The organism is Actinomadura sp. NPDC000600, assembly GCF_040492135.1.
Taxonomy (GTDB): domain Bacteria; phylum Actinomycetota; class Actinomycetes; order Streptosporangiales; family Streptosporangiaceae; genus Spirillospora.
The window spans coordinates 15308-40266 of sequence record NZ_JBEUPD010000034.1; the positions used below are offsets into that span (position 1 = coordinate 15308).

Annotated in this window: 28 protein-coding genes and 3 tRNA genes; 17 read left to right on the forward strand and 14 right to left on the reverse strand. The window is 73.0% G+C overall.

Features of this window, described 5'->3' with window-relative positions; translation table 11 throughout:
• Positions 1–266 precede the first annotated feature (266 nt).
• Positions 267–497, forward strand: coding sequence for a hypothetical protein (locus tag ABWI07_RS34705; protein ID WP_149263200.1), 231 nt, complete (start codon positions 267–269; stop codon positions 495–497).
• Positions 498–527: 30 nt separating this feature from the next.
• Here the strand turns inward: ABWI07_RS34705 and lexA are convergent, their stop codons facing one another.
• The 3 genes from lexA to ABWI07_RS34720 form a co-directional block, all read right to left on the reverse strand.
• Entirely contained in the window at positions 528–1190 is a 663-nt protein-coding gene (gene lexA / locus ABWI07_RS34710) for a transcriptional repressor LexA (protein ID WP_353821158.1), read from the reverse strand.
• A gap of 109 nt (positions 1191–1299) precedes the next feature.
• Entirely contained in the window at positions 1300–1968 is a 669-nt protein-coding gene (locus ABWI07_RS34715; protein WP_149263202.1) for a DJ-1/PfpI family protein, read from the reverse strand.
• A gap of 10 nt (positions 1969–1978) precedes the next feature.
• Entirely contained in the window at positions 1979–2404 is a 426-nt protein-coding gene (locus ABWI07_RS34720; RefSeq protein WP_353821159.1) for an LPXTG cell wall anchor domain-containing protein, read from the reverse strand.
• Between the two features lie 124 nt (positions 2405–2528).
• Between ABWI07_RS34720 and ABWI07_RS34725 the strand changes: the two genes are divergently transcribed.
• Positions 2529–3494 carry a GlxA family transcriptional regulator gene (locus tag ABWI07_RS34725; RefSeq protein WP_353821160.1) on the forward strand — a complete coding sequence of 322 codons (966 nt, stop codon included), beginning with the start codon at positions 2529–2531 and terminating at the stop codon, positions 3492–3494.
• Position 3495: 1 nt separating this feature from the next.
• Here the strand turns inward: ABWI07_RS34725 and ABWI07_RS34730 are convergent, their stop codons facing one another.
• Entirely contained in the window at positions 3496–4506 is a 1011-nt protein-coding gene (locus ABWI07_RS34730; protein ID WP_353821161.1) for a DUF5937 family protein, read from the reverse strand.
• A gap of 70 nt (positions 4507–4576) precedes the next feature.
• Here ABWI07_RS34730 and ABWI07_RS34735 point away from each other — a divergent pair, with 70 nt between their 5' ends.
• On the forward strand, positions 4577–5698 hold the full coding sequence (locus ABWI07_RS34735; protein ID WP_353821162.1) for a questin oxidase family protein: 1122 nt from the start codon (positions 4577–4579) through the stop codon (positions 5696–5698).
• A 58-nt stretch (positions 5699–5756) separates the two neighbouring features.
• Positions 5757–5933, forward strand: coding sequence for a hypothetical protein (locus tag ABWI07_RS34740; RefSeq protein ID WP_353821163.1), 177 nt, complete (start codon positions 5757–5759; stop codon positions 5931–5933).
• A 21-nt stretch (positions 5934–5954) separates the two neighbouring features.
• Here the strand turns inward: ABWI07_RS34740 and ABWI07_RS34745 are convergent, their stop codons facing one another.
• On the reverse strand, positions 5955–6338 hold the full coding sequence (locus tag ABWI07_RS34745) for a hypothetical protein (RefSeq protein ID WP_149263205.1): 384 nt from the start codon (positions 6336–6338) through the stop codon (positions 5955–5957).
• A 183-nt stretch (positions 6339–6521) separates the two neighbouring features.
• On the opposite strand from ABWI07_RS34745, the gene ABWI07_RS34750 reads away from it, so the two are divergent.
• Positions 6522–7151, forward strand: a complete 630-nt coding sequence (locus ABWI07_RS34750; protein ID WP_149263206.1) for a ClpP family protease — start codon at positions 6522–6524, stop codon at positions 7149–7151.
• Positions 7148–7750 (forward strand): ClpP family protease, encoded by a 603-nt coding sequence (locus tag ABWI07_RS34755; protein ID WP_149263207.1) that lies wholly within the window; start codon positions 7148–7150, stop codon positions 7748–7750. Before ABWI07_RS34750 ends, ABWI07_RS34755 begins: the two co-directional genes overlap by 4 nt.
• Positions 7751–7759: 9 nt before the next feature.
• On the opposite strand, the gene ABWI07_RS34760 is transcribed toward ABWI07_RS34755, so the two are convergent.
• On the reverse strand, positions 7760–8146 hold the full coding sequence (locus ABWI07_RS34760) for a helix-turn-helix domain-containing protein (RefSeq protein WP_149263208.1): 387 nt from the start codon (positions 8144–8146) through the stop codon (positions 7760–7762).
• Positions 8147–8260: 114 nt separating this feature from the next.
• Between ABWI07_RS34760 and ABWI07_RS34765 the strand changes: the two genes are divergently transcribed.
• The 3 genes from ABWI07_RS34765 to ABWI07_RS34775 all read left to right on the forward strand — a co-directional run bounded on the left by ABWI07_RS34765 (position 8261) and on the right by ABWI07_RS34775 (position 11360).
• Entirely contained in the window at positions 8261–9403 is a 1143-nt protein-coding gene (locus ABWI07_RS34765) for an NAD(P)/FAD-dependent oxidoreductase (protein WP_353821164.1), read from the forward strand.
• A 91-nt stretch (positions 9404–9494) separates the two neighbouring features.
• On the forward strand, positions 9495–10202 hold the full coding sequence (locus tag ABWI07_RS34770) for a TetR/AcrR family transcriptional regulator (RefSeq protein WP_353821165.1): 708 nt from the start codon (positions 9495–9497) through the stop codon (positions 10200–10202).
• A gap of 177 nt (positions 10203–10379) precedes the next feature.
• A complete protein-coding gene (locus tag ABWI07_RS34775; RefSeq protein WP_149263211.1) occupies positions 10380–11360 on the forward strand; it encodes an NAD(P)-dependent alcohol dehydrogenase in 981 nt (326 codons plus the stop codon).
• Between the two features lie 22 nt (positions 11361–11382).
• Here the strand turns inward: ABWI07_RS34775 and ABWI07_RS34780 are convergent, their stop codons facing one another.
• A complete protein-coding gene (locus tag ABWI07_RS34780) occupies positions 11383–12255 on the reverse strand; it encodes an EamA family transporter (RefSeq protein WP_353821166.1) in 873 nt (290 codons plus the stop codon).
• A 178-nt stretch (positions 12256–12433) separates the two neighbouring features.
• Here ABWI07_RS34780 and ABWI07_RS34785 point away from each other — a divergent pair, with 178 nt between their 5' ends.
• Positions 12434–14479, forward strand: coding sequence for a right-handed parallel beta-helix repeat-containing protein (locus tag ABWI07_RS34785; protein ID WP_149263213.1), 2046 nt, complete (start codon positions 12434–12436; stop codon positions 14477–14479).
• A 20-nt stretch (positions 14480–14499) separates the two neighbouring features.
• Here ABWI07_RS34785 and ABWI07_RS34790 read toward each other — a convergent pair whose 3' ends face one another.
• Complete coding sequence (locus ABWI07_RS34790) at positions 14500–15993, reverse strand: serine hydrolase domain-containing protein (protein WP_353821167.1); 1494 nt, start codon at positions 15991–15993, stop codon at positions 14500–14502.
• Positions 15994–16151: 158 nt separating this feature from the next.
• On the opposite strand from ABWI07_RS34790, the gene ABWI07_RS34795 reads away from it, so the two are divergent.
• On the forward strand, positions 16152–16562 hold the full coding sequence (locus tag ABWI07_RS34795) for a RidA family protein (RefSeq protein ID WP_353821168.1): 411 nt from the start codon (positions 16152–16154) through the stop codon (positions 16560–16562).
• 447 nt (positions 16563–17009) lie between these two features.
• Here the strand turns inward: ABWI07_RS34795 and ABWI07_RS34800 are convergent.
• The 5 genes from ABWI07_RS34800 to ABWI07_RS34820 form a co-directional block, all read right to left on the reverse strand.
• Positions 17010–17081, reverse strand: a tRNA-Val gene (locus ABWI07_RS34800).
• A gap of 14 nt (positions 17082–17095) precedes the next feature.
• A tRNA-Cys gene (locus ABWI07_RS34805) sits at positions 17096–17166 on the reverse strand.
• A 28-nt stretch (positions 17167–17194) separates the two neighbouring features.
• Positions 17195–17267: transfer RNA gene (locus ABWI07_RS34810), tRNA-Gly, on the reverse strand.
• Between the two features lie 42 nt (positions 17268–17309).
• Positions 17310–18284 carry a CHAP domain-containing protein gene (locus ABWI07_RS34815; protein WP_353821169.1) on the reverse strand — a complete coding sequence of 325 codons (975 nt, stop codon included), beginning with the start codon at positions 18282–18284 and terminating at the stop codon, positions 17310–17312.
• A gap of 156 nt (positions 18285–18440) precedes the next feature.
• On the reverse strand, positions 18441–19244 hold the full coding sequence (locus ABWI07_RS34820; RefSeq protein ID WP_353821170.1) for a universal stress protein: 804 nt from the start codon (positions 19242–19244) through the stop codon (positions 18441–18443).
• Between the two features lie 87 nt (positions 19245–19331).
• Here ABWI07_RS34820 and ABWI07_RS34825 point away from each other — a divergent pair, with 87 nt between their 5' ends.
• The gene (locus ABWI07_RS34825) at positions 19332–19934 is read left to right on the forward strand and encodes a YceI family protein (RefSeq protein WP_353821171.1); all 603 of its coding nucleotides are present in this window, start codon (positions 19332–19334) and stop codon (positions 19932–19934) included.
• 12 nt (positions 19935–19946) lie between these two features.
• Here ABWI07_RS34825 and ABWI07_RS34830 read toward each other — a convergent pair whose 3' ends face one another.
• Positions 19947–20861, reverse strand: coding sequence for a LysR family transcriptional regulator (locus ABWI07_RS34830; RefSeq protein WP_353821172.1), 915 nt, complete (start codon positions 20859–20861; stop codon positions 19947–19949).
• A gap of 93 nt (positions 20862–20954) precedes the next feature.
• On the opposite strand from ABWI07_RS34830, the gene ABWI07_RS34835 reads away from it, so the two are divergent.
• From ABWI07_RS34835 to ABWI07_RS34855, 5 genes are all read left to right on the forward strand, one after another.
• Positions 20955–22106 carry a TDT family transporter gene (locus ABWI07_RS34835; protein WP_149263220.1) on the forward strand — a complete coding sequence of 384 codons (1152 nt, stop codon included), beginning with the start codon at positions 20955–20957 and terminating at the stop codon, positions 22104–22106.
• Positions 22107–22193: 87 nt separating this feature from the next.
• A complete protein-coding gene (locus ABWI07_RS34840) occupies positions 22194–23273 on the forward strand; it encodes an LLM class flavin-dependent oxidoreductase (RefSeq protein ID WP_149263221.1) in 1080 nt (359 codons plus the stop codon).
• Positions 23270–23863 carry a CE1759 family FMN reductase gene (locus ABWI07_RS34845; protein WP_149263222.1) on the forward strand — a complete coding sequence of 198 codons (594 nt, stop codon included), beginning with the start codon at positions 23270–23272 and terminating at the stop codon, positions 23861–23863. The genes ABWI07_RS34840 and ABWI07_RS34845 overlap by 4 nt, the downstream gene beginning before the upstream one ends.
• Positions 23864–23908: 45 nt before the next feature.
• Positions 23909–24265, forward strand: coding sequence for an ArsR/SmtB family transcription factor (locus tag ABWI07_RS34850; protein WP_149263223.1), 357 nt, complete (start codon positions 23909–23911; stop codon positions 24263–24265).
• Positions 24262–24891, forward strand: a complete 630-nt coding sequence (locus ABWI07_RS34855) for an SRPBCC family protein (RefSeq protein WP_353821175.1) — start codon at positions 24262–24264, stop codon at positions 24889–24891. The genes ABWI07_RS34850 and ABWI07_RS34855 overlap by 4 nt, the downstream gene beginning before the upstream one ends.
• Positions 24892–24959: the final 68 nt, after the last annotated feature.

Sequence of the window (24959 nt, forward strand, 5' to 3'; positions counted from 1 at the left end):
GGCCTTTGCGAAGTGCCAGATGAGGAGGGCGGCGGAGGTGGTGGACGGCATCTGACCGGCGGGGACGCCCGCCGAGGACCGGTCGCCACGACAGCGGAAACTACTCATCGGTATGGCGCACCTGCATCATTTCCCCTGGACGGTGACGCGCCATCCATCGGTGAATGTCAGTGCATTCCAGAGTTGTCCAGCATTGCTGCCGATCGAGGGAGTCATCGGGAAGCCTGGCGTGGATTGCCCCGCACCCATCGAGACACGGAGCGGCCATGTCAGACCACAACACTCCCTTGGCGCACCCGAAGACCACGTACATGGGGTTCTACTTCTGGTGGTGGCTGGGCGTGACCGCGCTCTGCACGCTGGCGAGCCTCTTCTTCTTCACCCACGCCGCCGTCGGCGCGGGCTTCGTGGGGCTCGCGATCGCGGGGCTGTCCGCCCTGTACGTCCGCTACCTGTTCCGAGGCGGCCGCTTCCGGGTGATCTTCATCGTCTTCTGAGGGGGCGGGCAGGCGCCGGCGCCGCGGCGGTCAGACGCTGCGGAGGACCGAGACGACGATGCCGAGGACGGTCGCCTCGTCGCCGTCGATCACGTCGTAGGCGGGGTTGCGGGGTTCGAGCAGGACGTGGCCCTCGCGGCGCCGGTACACCTTCACGGTGGCCTCGCCGTCGATCATGGCGGCGACGATCTGGCCCGAGTGGGCCTCGGGCTGCCGGCGCACCACGACGATGTCGCCGTCGCAGATCGCGGCGTCGATCATCGAGTCGCCCCGCACGCGCAGGCCGAAGACGGTGCCGCGCCCGGTCAGCTCGCGGGGCAGCACCAGCGTGTCGTCGGCGTGCTCCTCGGCCGGGATGGGGACGCCGGCCGCGATGTCCCCGACGACGGGCACGGTCACCGGGCCGTCGGCGGACTCGCGCGCCGGACGGTCCGGCAGGAACATGCGCACGTCGATCGGCCGGGAGACCGCGGCGCCGCGCCGCAGGAACCCCTTGTCCTCCAGGCTCGCCAGATGGCGCGACACCGACGACGGCGACCGCAGGCCGACGGCGTCGCCGATCTGGCGCGTGCTCGGCGCGTACCCGTACCTGACCGCCCAGTCGCGGATCATCGCCAGGATCCGCTGCTGGCGCGGGGGCAGCGCGGAGGCGTCCAGGTCCCCGAACGGATCAAGATCACTGTAGGCGGTCACCCGTGGAATTGTAGGGCGCGGCGGCCCGGAGGGCGGCCGGGACGCGCCTCGGCGGCGCCCCCGCGACCGTCGAGGCGGCGGCCTGCTCGCGGGCCGCCGCGCTCGCGGGTCAGCGCGCCCGCATCGCGTCCTCCAGCGCGGCCGCCTCGTACTCGGCGGCCAGCTCCACGACGTCCTCGGGAGCGCGCGCCGGGGAGCCGGCGTCGAACGGGGGCTGCGGGTCGTACTCCGTCCAGAGCTGCACGGCCTGGGCGGTCCGCGTGTCGGTGAGGAGCTCGACGAGGCGCAGCGCCATGTCGATCCCGCTGGAGACGCCCGCGGCGGTCACGATGCGGGCGTCCTCGTCGACCACGACGCGCTCCGGCGTCGGGTCGGCCCCGAAGAGGGGGAGCTTGTCCAGGTGCCGGTAGTGGGTGGTCGCGCGCAGCCCCTTGATGAGGCCCGCGGCGCCGAGGATGAGCGACCCGGAGCACACCGAGGCCGTCCAGCGGGTGGTGGCGTGGACGTCGCGCAGCCAGTCCGGGAGCGCCCCTTCCAGGACGTGGACGGTGCCGGGGCCGCCGGGGACGACCACCACGTCCGGGCGCGGCGCCTCGTCGAGGCCGACGGCGGTCATCTGGAGGGTGCGGCAGTCGTCGCGCACGGGGCCCGCCTGCTCGGCGGCGAACACCACGCGCACGCCGGGCGTGAGCGCCAGCATCTGGTACGGGCCGACGACGTCCAGCGCGGTGAAGCGGTCGTACAGCGGGATGACGACCGTGGTCTCGGGTGCGGTCATGGCGGCGGCCTCAGTGGTGGTACTCGCGCCGGCGCCGGAGCAGCACGGCGAGCATCGCGACCATCATCAGGACGTGCGCGGCCGTCATGAACGCCATCCCGCTCATGACGCCGGCCCAGACGAGCGGGACCAGCACCGCCGGAACGTACATCGCGGCGCACATCTCCAGCGTGCAGCCCCAGCCGTGGCGGCGCAGGCGCATCCAGGCGGCCATGCCGACCGCCATGTCGGCGGCCATGAGCAGGTAGTGGGCGCCCGGATGCGCGTCGAAGTCGACGGTCAGCCCGAGAGCCGCGCGGAGCGCGCCGAGGACGATCATCCCGGCGAACATCGCGAGCACCATCTCGACGTAGTGCAGGGTGAGCCGCCGCCATGAGGCGCGCGGGCGGGCGGTGGCCCGTGAATCGGAGTCCAGGGTGTGGGACGAGGTAGCCATGGCATCACTCTCGGCGCGCCGGGCCCGGCCCAGCCAGCTCCGGACGCGGGGAGGTCCGAAAACTTGGGGTAGCGGTCTATCGGACATAGGTGATAGAGACGCCGACGGGCAATACCGTGGCGGTATGCACGAACTGCGCCGCGTCCTCGTGGTGGGCTACCCGGCGGCCGAACTGCTGGACATCGCCTGCGTCGTCTCGGCGCTCCAGGTGGCCAACTTCCTGAACCGCCGGGGCGTCTACGACGTCTCGCTCGCCTCGCCGGGCGGCCGGCCGATCCACACCGGGACGGGCCTGACGCTCCAGGCGCAGTGCTCGCTGGAGCGGGTCACCGGGCCGCTCGACACGCTGGTGGTGTCCGGGGGCATCGGCTACGTCGACGCGATGGAGGACGGGCGGCTGGTCGCGCACGTGCGCAGGCTCGGCCTGGAGTCCCGCCGCGTGGCGTCGGTGTGCACCGGCGCCGGGGTGCTCGCCGCCGCCGGGCTCCTGGACGGGCGCCGCGCGTCGACGCACTGGGAGCACGCCGACTACCTGGCGGGCCGGTTCCCGGCCGTCGAGTTCGACAGCGGACCGATCTTCGTGACGGACGGGGGAGTGTGCACGTCCGCCGGAGTGACCGCCGCCCTGGACCTCACGCTGTCGTTCATAGAGGCCGACGTCAGTCCGGACCTGGCCCGGAGCGTGTCGCGGCAACTCGTGACCTACCTGCAGCGGCCCGGCAACCAGGCGCAGATGAGCATGTTCACGGCGCCCTCGGCACGCCACTCCCTCGTCCAGGACGCCGTCGCGCACATCGCCGGGAACCCGGCGGCGGACCTGTCGACGGCGGCGCTGGCCGCCCGCGCGGGCGTCAGCCAGCGGCACCTGTCCCGCCTGTTCATGGCCGAGCTCGGCATGAGCCCGGGGCGGTTCGTGCGCCGGGCGCGCGGCGAGGCCGCCGCGCACCTGCTGACCGGCACGGCGCTGACCGTGGAGACGATCGCCGCCCGCTGCGGGTTCGGCAGCGAGGAGGCGCTCCGCCAGGCGTTCCGCGGCCTCTACGGCGTCTCGCCCTCCCACTACCGCGCCACGCAGAGCAGCTCCCGCTGAGTCAGCGGCCCGCGAGGAGCCGGTCGCCCAGCTCCGTCCTGGAGTACAGGACGCGCCGCCCGTCGCGCCGAGCCGCGAGCAGGCCCGCCGCCCGCAGAGCCTGGAGGTGCGCGTTGACCGAGGGCGCCGACAGGGCGAGCTGCGCGGCGGCCTGGGTGGTCGACATCGGGAGGTCCAGCTGCGCCAGGAGGGCCGCGCGGGTCCGCCCGAGCACCTCGGCGAGCGCCGCGGCGGCGGGGGTGGGGCGCCGGGCCCAGAGCCTGCCGACGCCGCGGGGCGCGTAGGACACGGTCGGGACGTTCGGCCGCGCGGTGAGGACGATGACGTCCGGCCAGGCGAACGCGCACGGCACCAGGACCAGCCCGCGGCCGCCGAGGTCGGCGTGCCCCTCGTAGTCCTTGACGACCCGGATGACGCCGTCCGCGAACCCGACCGACGGGTGCAGGTCGCGCATCATCTTCTGGACGCCGCCGTCGGCGAGGGCCTGGAGCCGGTAGGCGACGTCGTCCTGGAGCACCGCCTCGATCCGTGCCCAATCCGGCGCGACCGCCACCCGGTGGTAGGCCGCGAGCGCGTCGGTGACCCGCCCGATTCCGGCGTCGGGCCGGTCGACGAGCGACTGGAGCAGCGCCCTGCGCCGCTCCCGCCCCTCGCCGCGCTGCGCGGCGCGGTGGCGGGCGAGGTGCGCGAGCTCGCCCGCCACCGTCCCGGGGTCGGACGCGGCGACCTGCGCGAGGGCGTCCTCGAACGGAACGGTCCGCCGGGGCGGCGAGGGGACCAGGAAGTCGGGGATGTAGCCGGCGGGCCGCACCAGCGCCGTGAGCAGCTCCATCACGTGCGGCGGGAGCCGCTCGTGAACCCGGGCGCGGAACCGGTCGCACCACGCGCGGTGCAGGTGCCATCCGTCGCGCGCGCTCTGGAGGGTGCGCACGCTGGCGACGCACTCCCACAGCGGCGACGACGCGAACCGGACGCGGCCGAGGTCGGCCGCGGTGAAATGCAGGTGGATCACCGACCGCCCCTTCGATTAGGGCAGAGCCTAATCGTCGCCCCGGTCCCGGCGGCGGGCGGACACTGCCCGCATGACCACAGCGCATGACCGCCTGCTCGAGTCCTACCAGCGCCTTCACGCCTACGGCCCGGAGTTCGGCGGCGACGAGGAGGGCGACCACGGGATGACCAACCACGGGCCGATGGCGGTCGAGGTCATCGTGCGGCGCGGCCTGGACGTCGACGTCGACCGCTGGCTCGACCGCTACGTGAGGCGCCTCGCGGAGCCGCCCTCCTCCGGCGCGGAGATCTCCCGCCGCGACTGGCGCGCGGCGCTCGGGTCCGCCCGGCGCCTGCCCGCCTGGACGCGCTTCTTCCGCACCGAGTTGCGCGAGCGGCCGTGGACGGACGTCCTCACCGAATGGTGGCCGCGCCTGCTCCCCGGCATCGTGGCGGGGTCGACGCACGGCGTCATCCGGGTCGGGCACGCCGTACGGGCCCTGCGCGACGCCCCCGGCGCCTCGCCCGCGCCGGAGCTGGTCGAGGAGCTCGCGCACGGGCTCGCCTTCTGGGCCGCGCGGTACCGCGAGCTGCCGGGGACAGTCCCGCCCGGGGGAGTGCTCGCACCGGCCGACGCCCTCCGCGGCGTCGCGCGCCTGGCGGACCAGAGCGGATACATCGCGCACCGCCTGGACCGGCTCGCCGGGACGTCCGGCTGGCCGGCGAGCGTCCGCCGGCTGCGCGGCCCGGCGTCGGCCGAGGAGGTGCCCGAGCGCCTCGAATCCCTCGTCGACGCGGCGGTCTCGGCGTACCTCGGCCTCGGCCGCGCCGCGCCCGTCCTGCTGGTGCACGCCGCCACGGCCCCGAACGCCGTCCGGCACATCCTGCCGGTGCTGCCGGCGCGGCTGTGGACGGGCGGCTTCGCGGCCGCGTGGGCGGCGGCCGCCGCGATCGTCGCGACCTACGCCCCCGCCGATCCGGCCCCGCATCCGGAACCCGCCGGGCTCACCCCCGCCGCAGCGCTGGAACGCGCGGCGGACCACGGCGACGAGCACGTCCTGAAGTTCACCGACACCGCCGTCGAAGCCTTCGACCGGACCGGCGACCCGGCCCACCTCGCAGCCGCCGCCCACGCCCGCACCCTGATCCCGAGCCCCTGGCGGATGCGCCCCGGCGGGTCGGCGCGCCGCCCTGACGACCAGGGGAATGTTTAGACCGGGCGCGGTGCGGTAGAGCGGACCGATCACTTCGGCCGCCTCGGGGAGACGAGTCATGCCGCTTGCGGAAGAACCCGACGGGGACCAGGCGAGCATGCCCGAGAACCGGCCGCCCGGCGAAGAAGTGGACGGGCGCCCGCCCCGCACCGTCGCCGGCTACGCCTCTTTCACCGCGACGACGGCTCCCACCCCGGCGGCCTCTTTTCCGCTCACCGCCTCCACGCCTTCCTGAGTCCGGCGACGCGGCAGGTCTTCACTCCTCGCTTGCCGTCCTGTCTCCGGCGGTGCCGCTCGCGCCCGTCCCTAGGTGCCGGACCCGCCGCTCGACGTCCCTGCGCGCGCCGCCGGTGTCGGGCGCCGGGTCCGTCCCGAGCGTCCCGGCGGCCTCGCTCGCGCCCGTGCCCACGCCCTGGACGCGCCGCCGCACGTCCGCTCGGGCCTCGGCGCCCTCCGACTCCGGCGCCCGGTCTCCGAGGTCGCCGTGCCCGCCCGTCCCGAGGTGCTGGACGCGCTCGCGGACGTCGCTCTCGGCCTCGCCCATGCCCGGGCCGGCCTCCGTCTCCAGCGTCCCGGGCCTGTCGCTCGCGCCGGTGCCGACGCGCTGGACGCGCCGCTCGACGTCCCTCTCGGCGTCCATGCCGCTGCTCTCCTCGCGCAAAACTCCCCCCGAGTCCGTCTCGGCCCCACGTCCGGAATCCTGCTGATACCCGCTCTGACCAGGGAACATGCCCTCGCGCCTGTGGGGCGCGCTGCTCTGAGCGGATCCGCCGAGGGCAGATCAGGCTGTGACCGGTCCGCGGGCGGGCGCAGAGTGAAGGGCATGAGCGAGGAACAGTCAATCCCGTTGTTCAACGAACGCGTGCGGAGCGAGCTCTACCAGCAGCGCGTCCTCGTGCTCGACGGCCCGCTGGACGACGACAACGGCACGCTGCTGGCGACGCAGCTGATGACCCTGGCGAGGGAGGACTCCTCGACCGACATCGCGCTGTGGATCCATTCGCCCGGCGGGTCGGTGCCGTCGATGCTGGCGATCCGCGACGTCATGCGGCTCATCCCGTGCGACGTGTCCACGCTGGTGCTCGGCATCGCCTACAGCGCCGGGCAGTTCCTGCTGTCGTCCGGCACGCCCGGCAAGCGCCGCGCGATGCCGCACGCCCGCGTGCTGATGCACCAGGGCTCCGCCGGGATCGCGGGCGCCGCCGTCGACATCGAACTGCAGGCCAACGACCTGCGCCACACCCGGGACACGGTGCTCGGCCTCATCGCAGAGGACACCGGCCAGCCCATCGAGCGCGTCTTCGAGGACTCGCTGCACGACCGCTGGTACACCGCGCAGGAGGCGCTCGACTACGGGTTCATCGACGCGATCGTCAGCACGTTCGACGAGGTCATGCCCACCCGCCGCCGCCCCGTCGGGCTCGGCGCACCGTCCGGAGGAGACGCGCGATGAGCACCTACACGATCCCGAACGTCATCGCGCAGCACCCCCGCGGTGAACGGATCATGGACGTCTACTCGCATCTGCTGACCGAGCGGATCATCTACCTCGGGACCGCCATCGACGCGGGCGTGGCGAACGCCCTCGTCGCGCAGCTGCTGTACCTGGAGTCCGACAACCCCGAGCGCGACATCCAGCTGTACATCAACTGCGAGGGCGGAGACCCGAGCGCGATGCTCGCCGTGTACGACACGCTGCGCTACATCCGCGCGCCGGTGGCGACGACGTGCGTGGGCCAGGCGGTCGCCGTCGGCGCCGTGCTCCTGGCGGCCGGCGACCCCGGCAAGCGCGCGGCCCTGCCCCACACCAGGGTCGTCCTGCACCAGCCGATCGGGCAGGGCCGCGGGGCGATCCCGGACCTCATCCTCCAGGCCGACGAGGTCGTCCGCGTCCGCGCGGACATCGAGGGCATCCTCGCCCGGCACACCGGGCAGGACGTCGCGACCCTGCGCGCCGACACCGACCGGGACCGCGTCTTCACCGCGAACGCGGCGCTGGAGTACGGCCTCATCGACCACGTCCTGGAGGAGCGGCAGCCGATGCCCGCGTAGCGGGACCGGCTACGCGGCGAGGGCGTACGCCGCCTGGCAGGTCGGGCCGGCCGGAGCCGCTCCGGCCGGCACGGCCAGCAGGCCCGTCGCGATCGCCAGCGTCAGGTCGCCGAGCGTCATGTCGAGGGCGCCGGCGACGGCGGCGATCATCTCGCTCGACGGCTCCTTCACGCCGCGCTCGATCTCGGAGAGGTACTGCGGTGAGACCCCCGCCCGGCGGGCGGTCTCCACCAGGATCTCGCCGCGTTCGAGCCGTGCGCGCCGCAGGCACTGGCCGAGCGCGTCGCGCCACAGCGGCTCGGCCGGCGGGCGCGCCGCGGCGGGCCGGTGCGGCGCATGCTCGTGCGGCTTCTCGATGTCGTCGGCGGGCGTGAGCGGTCGCGCGGTCTCGGCCATGCGCACATCGTAGATCGGCATCCCCGCGGGGCCCCAGCGATTCCGCCGACCGCAGAACGGGGCCGGGGACGAAGGGCCCTCGCCGCCTCGGGGAGCGGATGTCATTCTGAGGGCATGCGCGTACTGGTCGTGGGTGCGGGGATCGTCGGGGCCGCCCTCGCGGACCGCCTCACCCGTCCGGCGGCCGGAGGCCCCGCGCTTCCGGCGCACGAGGTCACGGTGGTCGAAGGGGAGGAGCCCGGCGCCGGGACGTCCGGCACGAGCTACGCCTGGATCAACGCCAACGACCCCTCCGACCCGTCCTACCACCGGTTCCGGACCGCGGCGATGTCCGCCTGGCGCGACCTGGCGGCCGGGTTCGGCGACCCGGACTGGTACCGCCCGTCGGGCAACGTCACGTGGGCGACCACCGACGACGCCAAGGAGCGGCTGGCCGACCGGGTCGCCCGCCTCACCGCCCTCGGCTACGCCGCCGACCTGATCGGCTCCGGCCAGGTGGGCGAGCTGGAACCGCACATCCGCGTGCCAGGGGACGCGCTCATCGTGCACTACCCCGACGAGGGCCACGTGCACGGAGGCCCCGCCGCGCGGGCGCTGGCCGGCCGCGCCCGGGAATCGGGCGCCGCCCTCGTGACGGGCCACCGCGCGATGCGCCTCACCACCGACGGCGACCGCGTGACCGGCGTGCGGCTGGACGACGGCCGCGACCTGGACGCCGACCTCACGATCTGCGCCGCGGGCTGGCGCAGCCCCAAGCTCCTCGCCACGGCCGGGGTCACCCTCCCGCTGGTGGACCCCTCCGAGCCGGGCTCGGCCGCCCCGTGCCTCGTCGCCATCACGTCCGCGTCGCAGACCGTCGTCAACGGCCTCGTCCACGCCCCCGGCCTGTCCGTCAGGCAGTCCGAGGCCGGGGGACTGAACCTGGAGGCCGACGACCTGGACGCCGGCGTGGACGAGTCCGCCTCCCCGGAACTGATCCGGGCGGTGGGCGGCGAACTGCACGCCCGCGCCCGCGCGCTCATCCCGCACCTGAACGCGGAGGTCGCCGAAGTGCGAAGGTGCGTCCGCCCCCTGCCTGTGGACGGCTACCCCCTCATCGGCTTCCAGGCCCCCGGCCTGTACACGGTCGTCACCCACAGCGGCATCACCCTCGCCCCCCACCTGGCCGCCCTGGTGGCCCAGGAGATCGACGGCGGCCCGTCCCCACTCCTCGCCCCGTACCGCCCGGATCGCGCGGACCCCCTCCCGCGCCCGTAGGGGAACCGGGTGGTCGGGATCCTCAGACGGCGCGGGACGGTCTTCCGGGAGACTTACCGTGTACGGGTAGAGTGCGTCGGGAGGAAGATCGATGACTCCACGGACCGACGCCGACGAGGTGGCCGAGCGGCCGCGCATCCCGCTGAGCCGCAGGCGGGTGCTGCGCGCGGCCGCCGGCCTCGCCGACCGCGACGGGCTCGACGCGCTCACGATGCGCCGGCTCGCGCAGGAGGTCGGCGTCGAGGCGATGTCGCTGTACCACCACGTCGCCAACAAGGAGGCCGTCTTCGACGGTCTCGTCGAGGTGGTCCTGGACGAGATCATGGCGGCGGTGGAGGAGGCCGACGCCCCGCTCCCCGAGCGCGACTGGCGGGCGGCTCTGCGCGCGCGGATCCTCGCCGCCCGGGAGGTTCTCCTCCGTCACCGTTGGGCTCCGCAACTGATCGCCACCCGCCCCACCATGAGCCCCGCCGTCATCGCCTACTACGACCACGTCGTGGGCCTTCTCCGGGCGGGCGGTTTCTCCTTCGACCTGGCGCACCGCGCGCTGCACGTCCTGGGCAGCCGAGCCCTCGGGTTCGCCCAGGAGCTGTTCCAGCCCGGCGACGCACCGGCCGACGACGCCGCGGCGATGGAGCAGATGGCCGACCGGTTCCCGAACCTCGCGGGGATGCTCGCGGACGCCGTCCACGACGACCCGGACGGCACCCTGGGCTTCTGCGACGACCAGTTCGAGTTCGAGTTCGCCCTCGACCTGATCCTCGAAGGGCTGGAGCGGCGCCGCGCCGCCGCTTCGTGATCCTCTCCGGCCGCACCTGAGCGCGCCGTCCGTCGTCTCCGAGCGGTATCCGCTTCCTCCCTCTTGACCGCCTTACGGCGTACGATTACCTTACGACGTATGACAACCTTACGACGTACGACGGCCGATCGGTCCAACGCCCATCCCGGTGAGCACGCCCAACGGAAGGAAGCCGCCATGAAGGCCTGGACCTGGGACCGCTACGGCCCGCCGGACGCGCTGGCCCTCAAGGACGTCGGGGAACCGGACATCGGCCCGGACGAGGTGCTCGTCCGCACGCGGGCGGCGTCCGTCAACCCCTACGACTGGCGCCACCTTCGGGCCGACCCGAAGCTGGTGCGGCTCACCTACGGCCTGCGGAGGCCGAGGCCCGGCCTGGTCCTCGGCGCCGACCTCGCCGGCGTCGTGGAACGGACGGGCGACGCGGTGACCGGGCTGCGTCCCGGCGACGAGGTCTTCGGGGAGGTCCGCCTGGGCTCGTTCGCCGAGGCCGTCGCCGTCCCGCAGGACCGGCTGGCCGTCAAGCCCGCCCGCCTCACCTTCGAGCAGGCGGCGTCGGTGTCGATGGCCGGGCACACCGCGCTGCAGGGGCTGCGGGACACGGGCCGGATCTCCGCCGGGCAGCGGGTCCTCGTCCACGGGGCCTCGGGCGGCGTCGGCACGTTCGCCGTCCAGCTCGCCAAGGCGTTCGGGGCCGAGGTCACCGGAGTGTGCAGCACCCGCAACCTCGAACTGGTCCGCTCCCTGGGCGCGGACCATGTCGTGGACTACACCCGGGAGGACTTCACCGAACGGAAGGGGCACTACGACCTGCTCCTGGACATCGTCGGCGACCGGTCGCTGACCCGGCTGCGGCGCTGCCTGACCTCCCGCGGGACCCTCGTGATCGTCGGCGGCATCGCCTCGCCCCGCGGCGGGCTGCTCGGACCCGCGGGGCAGATCGTCCGCGGCGCCCTGGCCTCCCCTTTCGTCAGACAGCGCATCGCCAACGTCGGATGGAAGCCCAACTCCACGGACCTGCGGTTCCTGGCGGAGCTGATGGAGAAGGAACGGGTCACCCCCGTCATCGACCGGACCTACCCGTTCACCGAACTCCCCGAGGCCCTCCGCCACGTCGAGCGCGGCCACGCCCGAGGCAAGGTCGCCGTCGCCTTCTGACGGCGGTCGAGCCTCGGCGGAGTCAGGCCATCGCGATGGCGGCTATCCCGGCCAGCACCACGGCCGAACCCGCCAGCCGCCGGACGGCGTGCGCCTCGCCCAGGACCCGCCACGCGGCCAGCCCGCCGAGCACGATGCTCAGCTCGCGGGCCGGGGCGACCAGGCTGACCGGCGCCATCCGGAGCGCGAAGAGCACGAGCAGGTACGCCACCGGCGACAGCAGGCCGATGGTCAGCGCCTCGCGGCGGTGGTCGCGCCACAGCCGGGCGACCCGTGCCCGGTTCCGCAGCGCGTGCGGCGCGAGGAGCAGGCTCTGGACGAGGGTGCCGACGCCGAAGTAGACCAGCGGCGGGACGCCGAGCCCGGTGACCGAGTGGGCGTCCCACAGCGTGTAGCCCGCGATCACGACCCCCGTCAGCACGCCGTAGAAGACGCCCGCGCGGCGCCGCGCGGGCGAGGCGCCGTCCGCCGTCGGTCCGCCGCTGCTGACGACCAGGACACCGGCGATCACCAGGAGTGCGCCGGCCAGCCCCGCCGCGCCGGGGTCCTCACCGAGGAAGAGGACCGCCGCCAGCACCGACAGCAGCGGCCCCGTCCCCCTGGCCAGGGGGTACACCACCGACAGGTCACCGACCGCATACCCGCGCTGGAGCACGATTCCATACGCCACGTGCAGGAGCGCGGTCCCCAGCGCCGCGAGGAGCCACGTCCATTCAGGACGCTGAGGGGAGAGGACCAGGAAGACCGCCGCCGCCGGGGCGAAAACGACGGCCCCAACGGTGTAGTAGAGGAAGACGAACGGCGCCCCGCCGTCTCCGACCCGCTTCGCGGAGAAGTTCCAGAACGCGTGCACGACGGCGGCGGCGAGGACGAGCGAGAGGGCCAAGCCGTTCACGAGGAGGCCTTTCTCCGCCCGGTCGAGCCGGGGGAGCGGCGTGGCCGGTTGTGGACGTGTGACGGGATCTTTCAGTGTGTCCGAAGTTACATTGAACGTGAAACTCACTCAAATTCTGTGATCTGCGGGCCGCGGTCCCGGCAGTGCCGGACAGGGGCCTCGGAGACGAGGGCGACTTATGGGCAGACGGTTCCCCGGCAGGCTCTGGCTGATCGTTGCCACCGCGTTCGGGCTGGTCCTCGGGCTGACGGCGAGCGCGGGCGCGCACATCGAGCGCCCCTCGTACTGGCCGCTGCCCGGCCCGGACTGCTCGGTCAGCCCGTGCGCGGGCGGCGCGGTCCCCAAGGCCAGGACCCTGGCGTCGTCGATCGAGACGACCAAGGGCAGCACGACCCGCGTGGTGTGCCGGCCCGACTCGCTCAAGCGCCTGGAGGCCTCGATCAAGCGGGCTCGGAAGTCGGGCTACGACATCCGGCCGAACGACCACCGGAGCTTCAGCGCCGCGGAGGCGCGGGAGCTCACGCGCGTCAACAAGGCCCTGGCCTCGCGGTGCCGGTACAACGAGATCCAGCCCGCGGTGAACGACTCGAGGAACAACGACCGGGTCGTGGTCCTGCCGGGCGTCTACACCGAGCCCACCGCGCGCCAGAAGCCCACCCACGACAAGGCGTGCGACCCGTACAAGCTGAGCACCGGGGCGTACTCCTACCTCGGCGAGTACATGTGCCCGAACGACGCCAACCTGATCGCCGTGCTGGGCCGTTCGCCCGGCTCCGGCAAGGACCCGGACCCGCCGCTGGTCGACCGGCACGGCGTCCCCAACCTGGGCAAGTGCGTGCGCTGCAACCTCCAGATGGAGGGGTCGGGCGTGAGCGCGGACGACGTGGTCGTCGAGGCCGGCGACCCCGCGTCCGGCAACGGCGGCCCGCGCCGCTCGGCGAAGGACGTGGGCATCCGCGCCGACCGGGCCGACGGCTTCGTCCTGCGGAACGTCACGGTCCGGCATGCCGAGGAGCACGCCATCTACGTGCTGGAGACCAACGGCTACATGCTCGACCGCTTCAAGACCTTCTACGCGGGCGAGTACGGCGTCCTCACCTTCGTCGAGGACCACGGCCTGATACAGAACTGCGAGGCGGCGGGCAGCGGCGACTCCGGGCTCTATCCGGGGTCGGGCGCCAAGACCTCGGCGGGCCGAGACCCGAAGGTCTATCCGAAGGCGCGCTACAGCCAGGAGATCCGCTACTGCGACTCCCACCACAACACCAGCGGCTACTCCGGCACCGACGGCAGCGCCACCTGGCTGCACCACAACAACTTCTACGGCAACGCCCTCGGCTTCACGACCGACGTGTTCACCGCGGCGGGCCACCCCGGCTTTCCGCAGCAGGGCGACCTGATCGAGAACAACGTCTTCTCCTCCAACAACTTCAACCCGTACCTGCCCGGCAGCGACGTGGTGCCGTCGGTGCCGGTTCCCGTCGGCACCGGCATGTGGATCGCGGGCGGCGACGACAACGTCGTCCGCAACAACCGCTTCCACGACAACCGCAGGCGCGGGGCGATGCTGTTCGCCGTCCCCGACGCCTTCGTCTGCGGTCCGGGGAACTCGCCCATCACCGGCTGCGATCCGCTGAAGCTGTCCACCTCGCACCGCAACTCGTTCCACGGCAACACGATGACCGGCAACGGCGTGGACTTCTGGTGGGACGCCTTCCCCGGCAACGTGGGCAACTGCTGGTACTCCAACGGCAACGCGACCAGCGCTCCGAAGAACCTGCCCGACTGCCTGAACGGCAAGGTCCCCTGGCTGAGCATCGGCCTCGGCAACCTGGAGAACGAGGCCGAGCTGTTCGTCTGCATGACCGACCTGAAGCCGGGCGGCCCGTGCCCCTGGTTCAAGTCCCCGGCCGCCGCGAAGGCGGCGCCCGCCGACGACCACGACCACGGCGCGTCGGGAGAGCTCAACGACGCGCTGCTCGCGGCCGTGACGTGCCATTCCTGGCAGGGGATGAACACCGGCCAGCGCGAGCACATGCTCGACAGGATGGGGGTGTTCATGGGCGGCCAGATCGACCACCCGGGAGCGCGCGGCACCACGCTCAGCAACAAGAAGGCGACCAGCGTCCTCGACAACGCCTGCGGGCTGTCCTTCGCCGGCCAGTTCAAGCTGTACAAGCTCTACGCCCGCGCGGCGGCGTTCACCCCGCAGCTCCAACGCTGACCCGAGCCGCCGCCCGCACGCTACCGGTCCTTCGGTGACGTGCGGGCGGGCCGGCGCGGCAGCGCGACGATCCGCGCGGTACCGAGGGCGAGCCCGAGTGCCCCGGCGGAGACCAGCCAGGTCTCGACGGCGGGCATGGACAGGAACAGCTGCGTGTAGGAGAAGGCGCGCCCGGTCAGGAGCAGCATGAGCCGGGGGAGCGCGAGCACGAGGACGGCGGGCAGCACCGGCCAGGCGATCTGCGGCACCGTCAGGACGAGCGTCCGCCACCGGTCCCGGGCGCGGGCCCGGTCCGTCCAGCGGCGGAGGCGCACCAGCGCCCTCGTCCGCAGGACGACGGAGCCGAGGGTGAGGATGCCGAGCAGCACCGCCGTGACCCGGCCGTCCGGGATCCGGGCCGCGGCGGGACGGCGGCCGGTCATGAGCGCGATCACGCCCTCCTTGATCCCGCTGGTGTCGGCGAGCGCGTCGTTCACCGGGTAGAGCAGAGCGATGCCGACGCGGCTTCCGGGCAGGACGACCTGGTCGGCGTAGAACGTCGACAGGACGCCGTTGTGCTCCAGCCGCGGCGGGGCGCCCTCCGGACTGAACCAGCCCATCGCGTAGCCGCCGTCCACCCCGGGCGGCGGCGTGTGCAGCGTCCGCATCCCGGCCGCGCTGAGCAGGCCCGAGGGGTCACCCGCGTGCAGCCTCAGCCACCGGGTCATGTCCCGGGCACTGGTGATCACCCCGCCGGAGCCGCCCACCAGCCCGTGCAGTTCCGCCCGCCCGACGGGCAGGCCGTAAACCACGATCCCGCCCCGCGCAAGACGCGGTGCGACACGTGTTCCCTCCTGCGCGGTGGGAACGGACACGGTGTCGCGCATACCGAGCGGCTCGAAGACCGACCGGCGCAACTCGTCGGACAGCGGCCGCCCGGAGACGACCTCCAAGACCCTCCCGAGGACCTGGTAGTTCAGATCGCAGTAGTGGAAGGCACGCCCAGGCGCGTCGACCAGATGCGCCTGCCGCAGGTCGGCGACCCGCCCCGCGAGACTCGTCTGCTGATCACGGGCGATCCTGAGGAAGCCGCCGTCCCCGAGTCCACTGGTCTGGTTGAGCAGCTCCCGGACGGTGATCCGCGCTCCGGCCGGGTCGGCGAGCCGGAAGCCGGGCAGGTAGCGGCGGACGGGCTGGTCGAGCCCGATCTGCCCGGCCTCGACCCGCCGCATGACGGCGAACGCGGTGAAGGACTTGCTCAGCGACGCGACACGGAACCGGGTCTCCGGCGTGATCGGCGCGCCCCCCGCGTCCTTCCCGTACCCCCGCACGAGAACGGTCTCGCTCCCGCGCGTGATCGCCAACCCCATCCCCGGCAGCCGAGCGGCCGCGAGCCGCCCACGTACGAACCGGTCGAGGTCCGCGACGTCAGAGCCACCGGCCGCCCGCCCGCGCCCGAGCGGCGCGGCGATCAACCCGAGAAGCACGACCAGGACCGCGGCCCGCAGAACGGCCCGATGAGACGATCCAGCCAAGCCCGACCCTCCAGCGCGCCGTCGATGAACCAGGATGCCCATGATGCGCCGGTGACGGTGGAGTTTCCAACAGAGGCCCCGAGCGTAAAAGCGTCGACTGCGAACAAGATCTTTGACAGCCTCGTGGAGGCCCGCACCCGAAGCCCGGAGGAACGTCCATGCCCCGTGCCGTCACGCTGATCCGCTCCGCGTCCCTGTCCGCCGTGGCCGAGTACGCCTACGCGGCGACTGCCCCGGCGGAGGCCCGGCTCGTCTTCCTGGCCGGGGCGTGCCCGCTGAACGAGGACGGCACGACCGCCGCGATCGGGGACTACGCCGGCCAGGCGGCCAAAGCGCTGGAGAACCTGCGAACCGCCTTGGCGGACGCAGGCGCGTCGCTGCAAGACGTCATCAACACCCGAGTACTGGTCGCCTCGAACCGCCGGGAAGACCTGGTGACGGCATGGCAGGTGGTCCGCGACGCCTTCGGCGCCCACGACGTCCCCAGCACCCTCCTGGGCGTCACCGTCCTCGGTTACACCGACCAACTAGTAGAGCTGGAAGCCACCGCCGCCGTACTCGACCACTGAAGCGCGTCCCCGGCGGCATCCCCCAGCGCCTCAACCGCGACCCGCCGCCGGTTCCGTCGCCAGGACCATCCTGTTGATGTCGCGGAGGTGGTGCGCCCGTCGGTGCGGCTATCGTCCGGCAACCACGCATGAAGGCGGCCACTCACAGGTACGAAGGTGGCCGGTGCCGAGCTTGGCGCAACGTGGCGGGGGTTGGTCTGAACGCTCACCACGTGATTGCTGATGGCGTCCGCGAACCTCAGCCCCGCACGCAGGGGGCGTGGGGGACGGAGTCCCCCACATCGGGGGTCTGGGGGTCGCCCCCCAGGAAAGCATTGCGGGCCACCGGGAAGGCGCAGCTGCGCCGACCATGATGGCCCGACTCGGGGGTCTGGGGGTCGCCCCCCAGGAAAGCATTGCGGGCCACCGGGAAGGCGCCAAAGGCGCCGAACAGGGTGGCCCGACTCGTGGGCGATACTGGGATTGAACCAGTGGCCTCTACCGTGTCAAGGTAGCGCTCTCCCACTGAGCTAATCGCCCTTGTGCGTGCTGCGAGGTGGAGACGGGATTTGAACCCGTGTACACGGCTTTGCAGGCCGTTGCCTCGCCTCTCGGCCACTCCACCAGAGCGAGGCCTGACGGGGGCCTCTCAGAGCGGACGACGGGATTCGAACCCGCGACCCTCACCTTGGCAAGGTGATGCTCTACCAACTGAGCCACGTCCGCGTTCCGGTCCGGGGGTCGCCCCCCGGGCTCGCATGGACAACTCTAGCGGAATCCTGGAGTGGTTGCGTACCGGTCGGACGCCGAGTCGGTGAGCTCGGCGTGCAGGGTGTTCCAGAAGTCGAGCTCCTTGTCCTCTTCGAGGTGGGCGATGCGGCCCCAGAACTCGCGGTCCTCGGCCTCGTGGGCGGCGGCGAGGGAGAGGGCGGGCATCACGGTGGTGCCGGCGTCCGCGGCGTCGAGGTCGGCGGGGGTGATGTCGGCCGGGAGGGCGACGGGGGAGGACGGGCGGTGGTGCTTGCCGCGCTTGCGGACGCGGATGGGCGGCGTGGTGGGGGCCTTGGCGGCGGCGGCGCGGCCGGCGGCGAGGGCCACGGTGCCGCACAGGACGAAGGCGAGGATGCCGCCGAGGACGACCTCCTGGGCGGGGACCTGCTCGGGGGAGTGGGAGGGGGAGTGCTCCAGCTCGTGGGTGCGCGTCGTCGAGGCGGGGTCGCCGACCTTGTCGACGGTGGGGGCGGGCGCGGCGTGCCTGGGGGTGTACTTGGCCTCGACCTTGATCTTGGACGGGTAGCCGAAGCCGACGACGGAGTCCATGTCGCGGGTCTTGCGCATGAGCTTGTAGCCGTCGGCGTTGCCCTCGATGGTGTGGAGGGTGTGGCCGTCGACCTTCTCGACGATGCCGACGTGGTCGATCTGGTCGATGTCGCCGGAGCCGTTCCAGTCGTAGAAGACGATGGCGCCCGGTTCGGGGTCGTGGCCCCAGGCGTCGTTCTTCTTGAACCACTTGGCGTGGTCGACGGTGGAGGCGAACTGCCCGGCCTGGCCGGTGACGTCGGCCTTGTCGGCGGCCCAGGCGAGGAACATGTCGCACCAGGGCGCCGTCGAGAAGTACTCGTCGTGGTCGCCGTCGATGTTCTTGCGGTACCACTCGCCGAACTTGGTGTAGCCGTCGCCCTTCTCGGTGTAGCCGAGCTCCTTCGTGGCGATGTCGAGCAGCTTCTTGCCGATCGGGTCCATCTCGCTCCCTGCCCCCTCGCTCGTTCGGGCAGGGTGACGCCCGACCGGGGAACGGAACGTGCCCCGGTTCAAGGTCACGTTCCGATCTCGACGGAATTTAGCCGAGGTAAACAGCAGGCGGCAAGCGGTTCCATTGAAACGGTCATAAGGGACTACTCAGTAGTAGCCACGCGGGAGGACCGTGACCGGGCAGGGTGCGGCGCGCAGCACCTTGAGGGCGACCTCGCCGAGGAAGACGCGGTGGGCGGCGGCGTCCTCGCTGGACGCGGCGACGAGGAGCTCGTCCTCGGGCCAGTCGACGTCGTCCAAGGCGTCCGCGACGTCGTCGCCTTCGGCGACCTCGGCGGTGACGTCCTCGGGAAGCAGGTCCGCGGAGTCCACCGCGAGCCGGATGGCGAGGGCCAGGTCGTCGCGGAGCGGTTCGGGGTTGACGTCGCCGATGGCCAGGGTGACGAGCCGGAGCGGGACCTCCAGGCGGTCGGCGGCCTGGGCGGCGCGGATGACCGCCTCGTCGCACTGGGGCCGCCGCACGTACATGACCGTGATCCGGCCCAGCTCGTCCGGCGGCCGGTAGCCGGACGGGGCGAGCATCACGGCCTCGGTCGCCGAGTGGAGCAGGTGGTCGGCGGCGGCGCCGACGCCGATGCGGCCGTGGGCGCCGCCTTCGGGAGAGCCCACGACGATCAGGTCGGCGCCGATCCGGCTGGCGAGCACCGTCAGGCCGCGGCCGACGCTGCGGCCCTCATGGACGAGCAGGTCCGCCGGCTCCCCGGCCAGGACGTCCGCCAGCTGGTCCATCGTGGTGCGCGCCTCCCCGGCCGCGGCGGGGAGGTCGGGCGGATGGACGGTCGCCACGCTCAGCCGGCCGCCGGTCAGCGCGACGATGGCGCGCGCGAGGTCGAGTGCCTCCCGGCCGCCCGCGTCGGGGACGTATCCGGCCAGCACGTGTTCACCGATCATGCCGAAAGCATTCCCCCTGAGGGTCCGGACAGACCAGAGTGATGTTTGGTGTACTTTGGCCGGATTGTCGAGTTATTGGGGGGATTGATGGGTGGCGAGGTGCCCGACCTCGAAGCCGGCCGCTGGACCATCGACCCGGTCCACTCCGAGATCACCTTCTCGGTCCGGCACCTGATGACGACGGTGCGCGGCTCGTTCCCCGACTTCGAGGGCGAGGTCGTGATCGGGGAGGATCCGTTCGACTCCGCCGCCCGCGCGGAGATCCGGATGGGCTCGATCGACACCCGCAGCGCCGAGCGCGACGAGCACGTCCGCTCCGCCGACTTCCTCGACGTGCGCCGCCACCCGGTGATGAGCTTCGCCGGCTCGGGTGTGGAACGTGCCAAGATCGGTCGCCGCGCCCGCACGCCCCGCTACCACCTGGACGGCGAGCTGACGATCAAGAACGTGACCCGGCCGGTCCGGCTCCTGACGGAGTTCCACGGCGTGGGCCCCGACCCGTGGGGCGGCGTCCGCGCGGGCTTCACCGCGACCGCGTCCATCAGCCGCCGCGACTTCGGCATCGAGTTCAACATCCCGCTGCAGGGCGACCGGGTCATGCTCGGCGACGAGATCGCGATCGCCTTGGAGATCCAGGCCGTCTTCGCCCCCGCGAAGGCCCCCCGCCTGACCGCCGAGCCCCGAGCCTGACCCCGTGGCCGGCTAGCCGGCTGAGCGGGAGGTGCGGGTCAGGGCGAGCAGGTCGCGCGCGGGGCCGGCGGGGCGCTGGCCGGCCGGCCAGACCGCGCGCAGCGGCCGTGAGAGGTCCAGTTCGGGGACGGGGACCCGGACCAGCCGCCCGGAGGCGATCTCGTCGGCGACGGCCAGGTCGCTCACCACGACCGGGCCGGCGCCCGAGACGGCCGCCGCCTTGAGCGCGGTGGTGGACGCGAGCTGGAGCAGCGGCGGCGCCGTCCCGCCGTGCGCGGCCAGGGCCCGGTCCAGGACCTCGCGCGTCCCCGACCCCTCCTCGCGCAGGACGAGCGGCGTCGCGGCCAGCTCGGCCGCCGCGATGCCCGAGCGCCGCCTCGCCCAGGCGTGCCGCGTGCCGACCACGACGACGAGCCGGTCGGTGGCGACGACGGTGCCGTTCAGGCCGGCGGGCGTTCGGGCCCCCTCCACGAACCCGAGGTCGGCGGCGCCGCCGCGGACCTGCTCGGCGACCACGGTCGAGTTGGCGGTGCGCAGCGTCACCGCCACGCCGGGATGGACGGTCTTGAGCGTCACCAGCCAGCCGGGCATCAGGTACTCGGCGACCGTGAGGCTCGCCACGACGCGCAGCCGCCCGTCCCGCCGCTCGCGGAGCGCGCCGATCCCGGCGTCGAGCGCCTCCGCCGCCGCGACCACCTGCCGGGCCCACTCGGCGACCAGCGCGCCCTCCTCCGTGGGGCGGGAGCCGCGCGGCGACCGTTCGAGCAGCGCCACGCCGATCTGCCGCTCCATCGAGCGGATCCGGGCGCTGGCGGCGGGCTGGGTGACGCCGAGCTCGGCCGCCGCGCGCCCGACGCTGCCCAGCCGGACGACGGCGAGCAGCAGTTCGAGGGCGCCGAGATCGGGGACGCGGTGCGAGACGGCCATGACCGCAATTCTACGAACCCATAAGGGTGCCTTATGAGGACATAGGGCCATGACCTCTACTGATGCGGCCGCGGACGGCGGAACCTGGACGGCATGACCCTCCCCACCCCGAACGGCGTCCTGCTGGGCGCGCTGGACCGCCCCGCCGAGGTGTTCCGGCATCTCGGCCCCAACTGGTACGCGGCCGTCATGGGCACGGCCATCGTCGCGAACGGGGCGAACGCGCTGCCGGTGGACGTCCCGGGCCTGCACGCCTTCGCGATGGCCGTGTGGGCGGTCTCGTTGGTGATGCTCATGGCGCTCATGGCGGCGCGCGCCGTCCACTTCACCCGGCACACGGACGTGGCGCGGTTCCAGCTCCTGGACAACCCCGCCACGGCCGTCTTCTACGGCTGCCCGCCGATGGCGCTGCTCGCCGTCGGCTACGGGACGCTCGTGCTCGGCCCTGGCGTGATCGGCACGCGGGCGGCGGTCGCCCTGGACGCCGTCCTCTGGACGGCCGGGACGCTCTACGCCCTGCTGGCCGCCGCCGGCGTCCCCTACCTCATGATCACCAGGCACCGGCTCGAGCCGGGGTCGGCGAACCCGACCTGGCTGCTGCCCGTGGTCGCCCCGATGGTCGCCGCGGCGCTCGGGCCCGCGCTCGTCCCGCACCTGCCGGAGGGGCAGGCCCGCGCCACGCTGCTGTTCGGCTGCTACGGCATGTTCGGCGCGAGCCTGCTGGCCACGCTCGTCCTGCTGCCCGGCATCTGGACGCGGCTCGCCGGCGGCCCGCCGTCGCCGGTCGCCCTGACCCCGACGCTGTTCCTGGTGCTCGGGCCGCTCGGGCAGTCCACCACGGCCGTCGTGCAGATCGCGGACGCGGCGGGGCAGGCCGCCCCCGGGTACGCGGCGGCGGCGCGCGCCTTCGCCGTCCTCTACGGCGCGCCGGTCATGGGCTTCGCGCTGCTCTGGCTGGCCCTCGCCGGGACCGCGAACCTGCGGGCGCTGCGCGGCGGCATGCCGTTCGCGATGACGTGGTGGGCGTTCACCTTCCCGGTCGGGACGTGCGTGACCGGCGCGTCCGGCCTGTCCCGGCTCACCGGCCTGGACACGCTGGCAGGCGTGGCCGTCCTCCTCTACCTCCTCCTCGTCACGGCCTGGGCGGTCGCCGGCGTACGGACGATCCGGGGCGCGCTCAGCGGGCACCTCTTCCTGCCCGCCGCGCCGCGCCCGGCGCCCCTGCGCCCGGTCCCCGCCGCGTAGGCGCGGGGGCGCGGGCGGGCAGGAATACGGGCACGTGGGCCGGGGTTCGGTAGGATAATTGAAAGTTCTACTAACCTGGAGGCCGGCATGCAGTTCGGGATATTCACGGTCGGCGACGTCACCCCGGACCCGACCGACGGGCGCGTCCCGACCGAGGCCGAGCGGATCAAGGCCATGGTCGCGATCGCGCTCAAGGCCGAGGAGGCCGGCCTCGACGTCTTCGCGACCGGCGAGCACCACAACCCCCCGTTCGTGCCGTCGTCCCCGACGACGATGCTCGGCTACATCGCCGCGCGCACCGAGCGGCTGATCCTGTCCACCGCGACCACGCTGATCACCACGAACGACCCGGTGAAGATCGCCGAGGACTTCGCGATGCTCCAGCACCTCGCCGACGGCCGGGTGGACCTGATGATGGGGCGCGGCAACACCGGCCCCGTCTACCCGTGGTTCGGCAAGGACATCCGCGACGGGATCCCGCTCGCGATCGAGAACTACCACCTCCTGCACCGCCTGTGGCGCGAGGACGTCGTCGACTGGGAGGGCAAGTACCGCACGCCGCTCCAGTCGTTCACCTCGACGCCGCGGCCGCTGGACGGCGTCCCGCCGTTCGTCTGGCACGGCTCGATCCGCAGCCCCGAGATCGCCGAGCAGGCCGCCTTCTACGGCGACGGCTTCTTCGCCAACCACATCTTCTGGCCGACGGACCACTTCCAGCGCCTCATCGGCCTGTACCGGCGGCGCTACGAGCACTACGGGCACGGCTCCGCCGACCAGGCGATCGTCGGCCTCGGCGGGCAGGTGTTCATGCGCAGGAACTCCCAGGACGCCGTCCGCGAGTTCCGCCCGTACTTCGACAACGCGCCCGTCTACGGGCACGGGCCGTCGCTGGAGGAGTTCACCGCCGAGACGCCCCTCACCGTCGGCAGCCCGCAGCAGGTCATCGACAAGACGCTGACCTTCCGCGACCACTTCGGCGACTACCAGCGCCAGTTGTTCCTGATGGACCACGCCGGGCTGCCGCTGAAGACCGTCCTGGAGCAGATCGACATGCTGGGGGAGGAGGTCGTCCCCGTGCTGCGCAAGGAGTTCGAGTCCCTGCGCCCGGCGCACGTCCCGGCGACCGCCCCGACCCACGCGTCCCGACTCACCGAGGGGGTGCGATGACCGCCATCGCCGTCGTCTCCGCAGGGCTCGGGCAGCCGTCGTCCAGCCGGCTCCTGGCCGACCGGCTCGCCGCCGCGGCGGCCGAGGCCCTGCGCGGGGACACCGCCGTCGAGACGATCGAGCTGCGCGACCATGCGCACGCCATGGTCGACGCGACCCTCACCGGCTTCCCGTCCGGGGCGTTCCGGACCGCCGTCGAGACGGTGGTGAACGCCGACGGCCTCATCGCCGTGACGCCGATCTTCAACGCCTCCTACAGCGGCCTGTTCAAGACGTTCTTCGACGTCCTGGAGAACGGTTCCCTGGACGGCAAGCCGGTGCTGCTCGGCGCTACAGGCGGCACCGCCCGGCACTCCCTCGCCATCGACCACGCGATGCGGCCCCTGTTCGCGTACCTGCGCGCGAGCGTCGTCCCGACCGGCGTCTTCGCGGCGTCCGAGGACTGGGGGAAGGCGGACACCGCCCTGCCGGACCGCGTCGCCCGCGCGGGCGCCGAGCTGGCCGCGCTGGTGGAGGCCCGTCCGGCCCCGGCGAAGGACGACCCGTACGACGCGCCCGTGCCCTTCGAGCGGCTTCTCGCCGGGCAGTAAATTTAAGGCTCGACTTATATAAGCCGAGCCTGTAACTTGGTCGCCGTGCACGCATTCGATGTGCTGGGCGACCCCGTACGACGCCGGATCCTCGAGCTGCTCGCCGACGGCGAGCGCTCGTCCGGCGAGGTGACGGCGGTCATCCGGGAGGAGTTCGGGATCTCGCAGCCCGCGGTCTCGCAGCATCTGAAGGTGCTGCGCGACGGCGGGTTCGCGGTCGTGCGGGCAGAGGGGACGCGTCGGCTCTACGCCGTCGACTCCGCGCCGCTGCGGGAGATCGATGCATGGCTCGACCGCTTCCGCCGGTACTGGACGCCGCATCTGGACGCCTTGGCGACCGAGGTCGCCCGCGGCAGGCGCGCACGCCGCACTGAACGCGACGACCCAGGGAGCGATACATGATCGACGTCACGGGGCACATCAACGCGGTCGCCCGCACGGTGGGTGAGCGGGTGCTGGAGGCCGGCACCGCGAAGACCGCCGTGGTCAGCCGGGTCTACGACACCGATGCCGAGGACCTGTGGGACGCCGTCACCGACCCCGAGCGGATCACCCGCTGGTTCCTGCCGGTCTCCGGCGACCTGCGGCCGGGCGGCCGCTACCACCTGGAGGGCAACGCCTCCGGGACGGTCGAGCGCTGCGACCCGCCGAAGGGCTTCTCGGCCACGTGGGAGTTCGCCGGCCAGACCAGCTGGATCGAGGTCCGGCTGACGCCCGAGCCGGACGGCCGGACCCGGTTCGAGCTGGAGCACATCGCCCACGTCAGCGACCACTGGGTCGAGTTCGGTCCGGGCGCCGTCGGCATCGGCTGGGACATGGGGGTCCTCGGCCTCACCCTCCACCTGGAGACGGGTGGCGACATCCGCGCCGAGTTCGGCCAGGCCTGGGCCATGTCGGACGAGGGCCGCGAGTTCGCGCGGCAGGCCGGGGAAGCCTGGTTCGCCGCCCACGTGGCGTCCGGAGTCGACGAGGCCGCCGCCCGCGCCGCGGCCGACCGCACCATCGCCGCCTACACCGGGGCGGGATGACCTCCGCGCGAGCCTCCTGTCCGGAGTGATCGCCTGGACACGCGTTGTGACGGGCTTTAGCCGCCGGA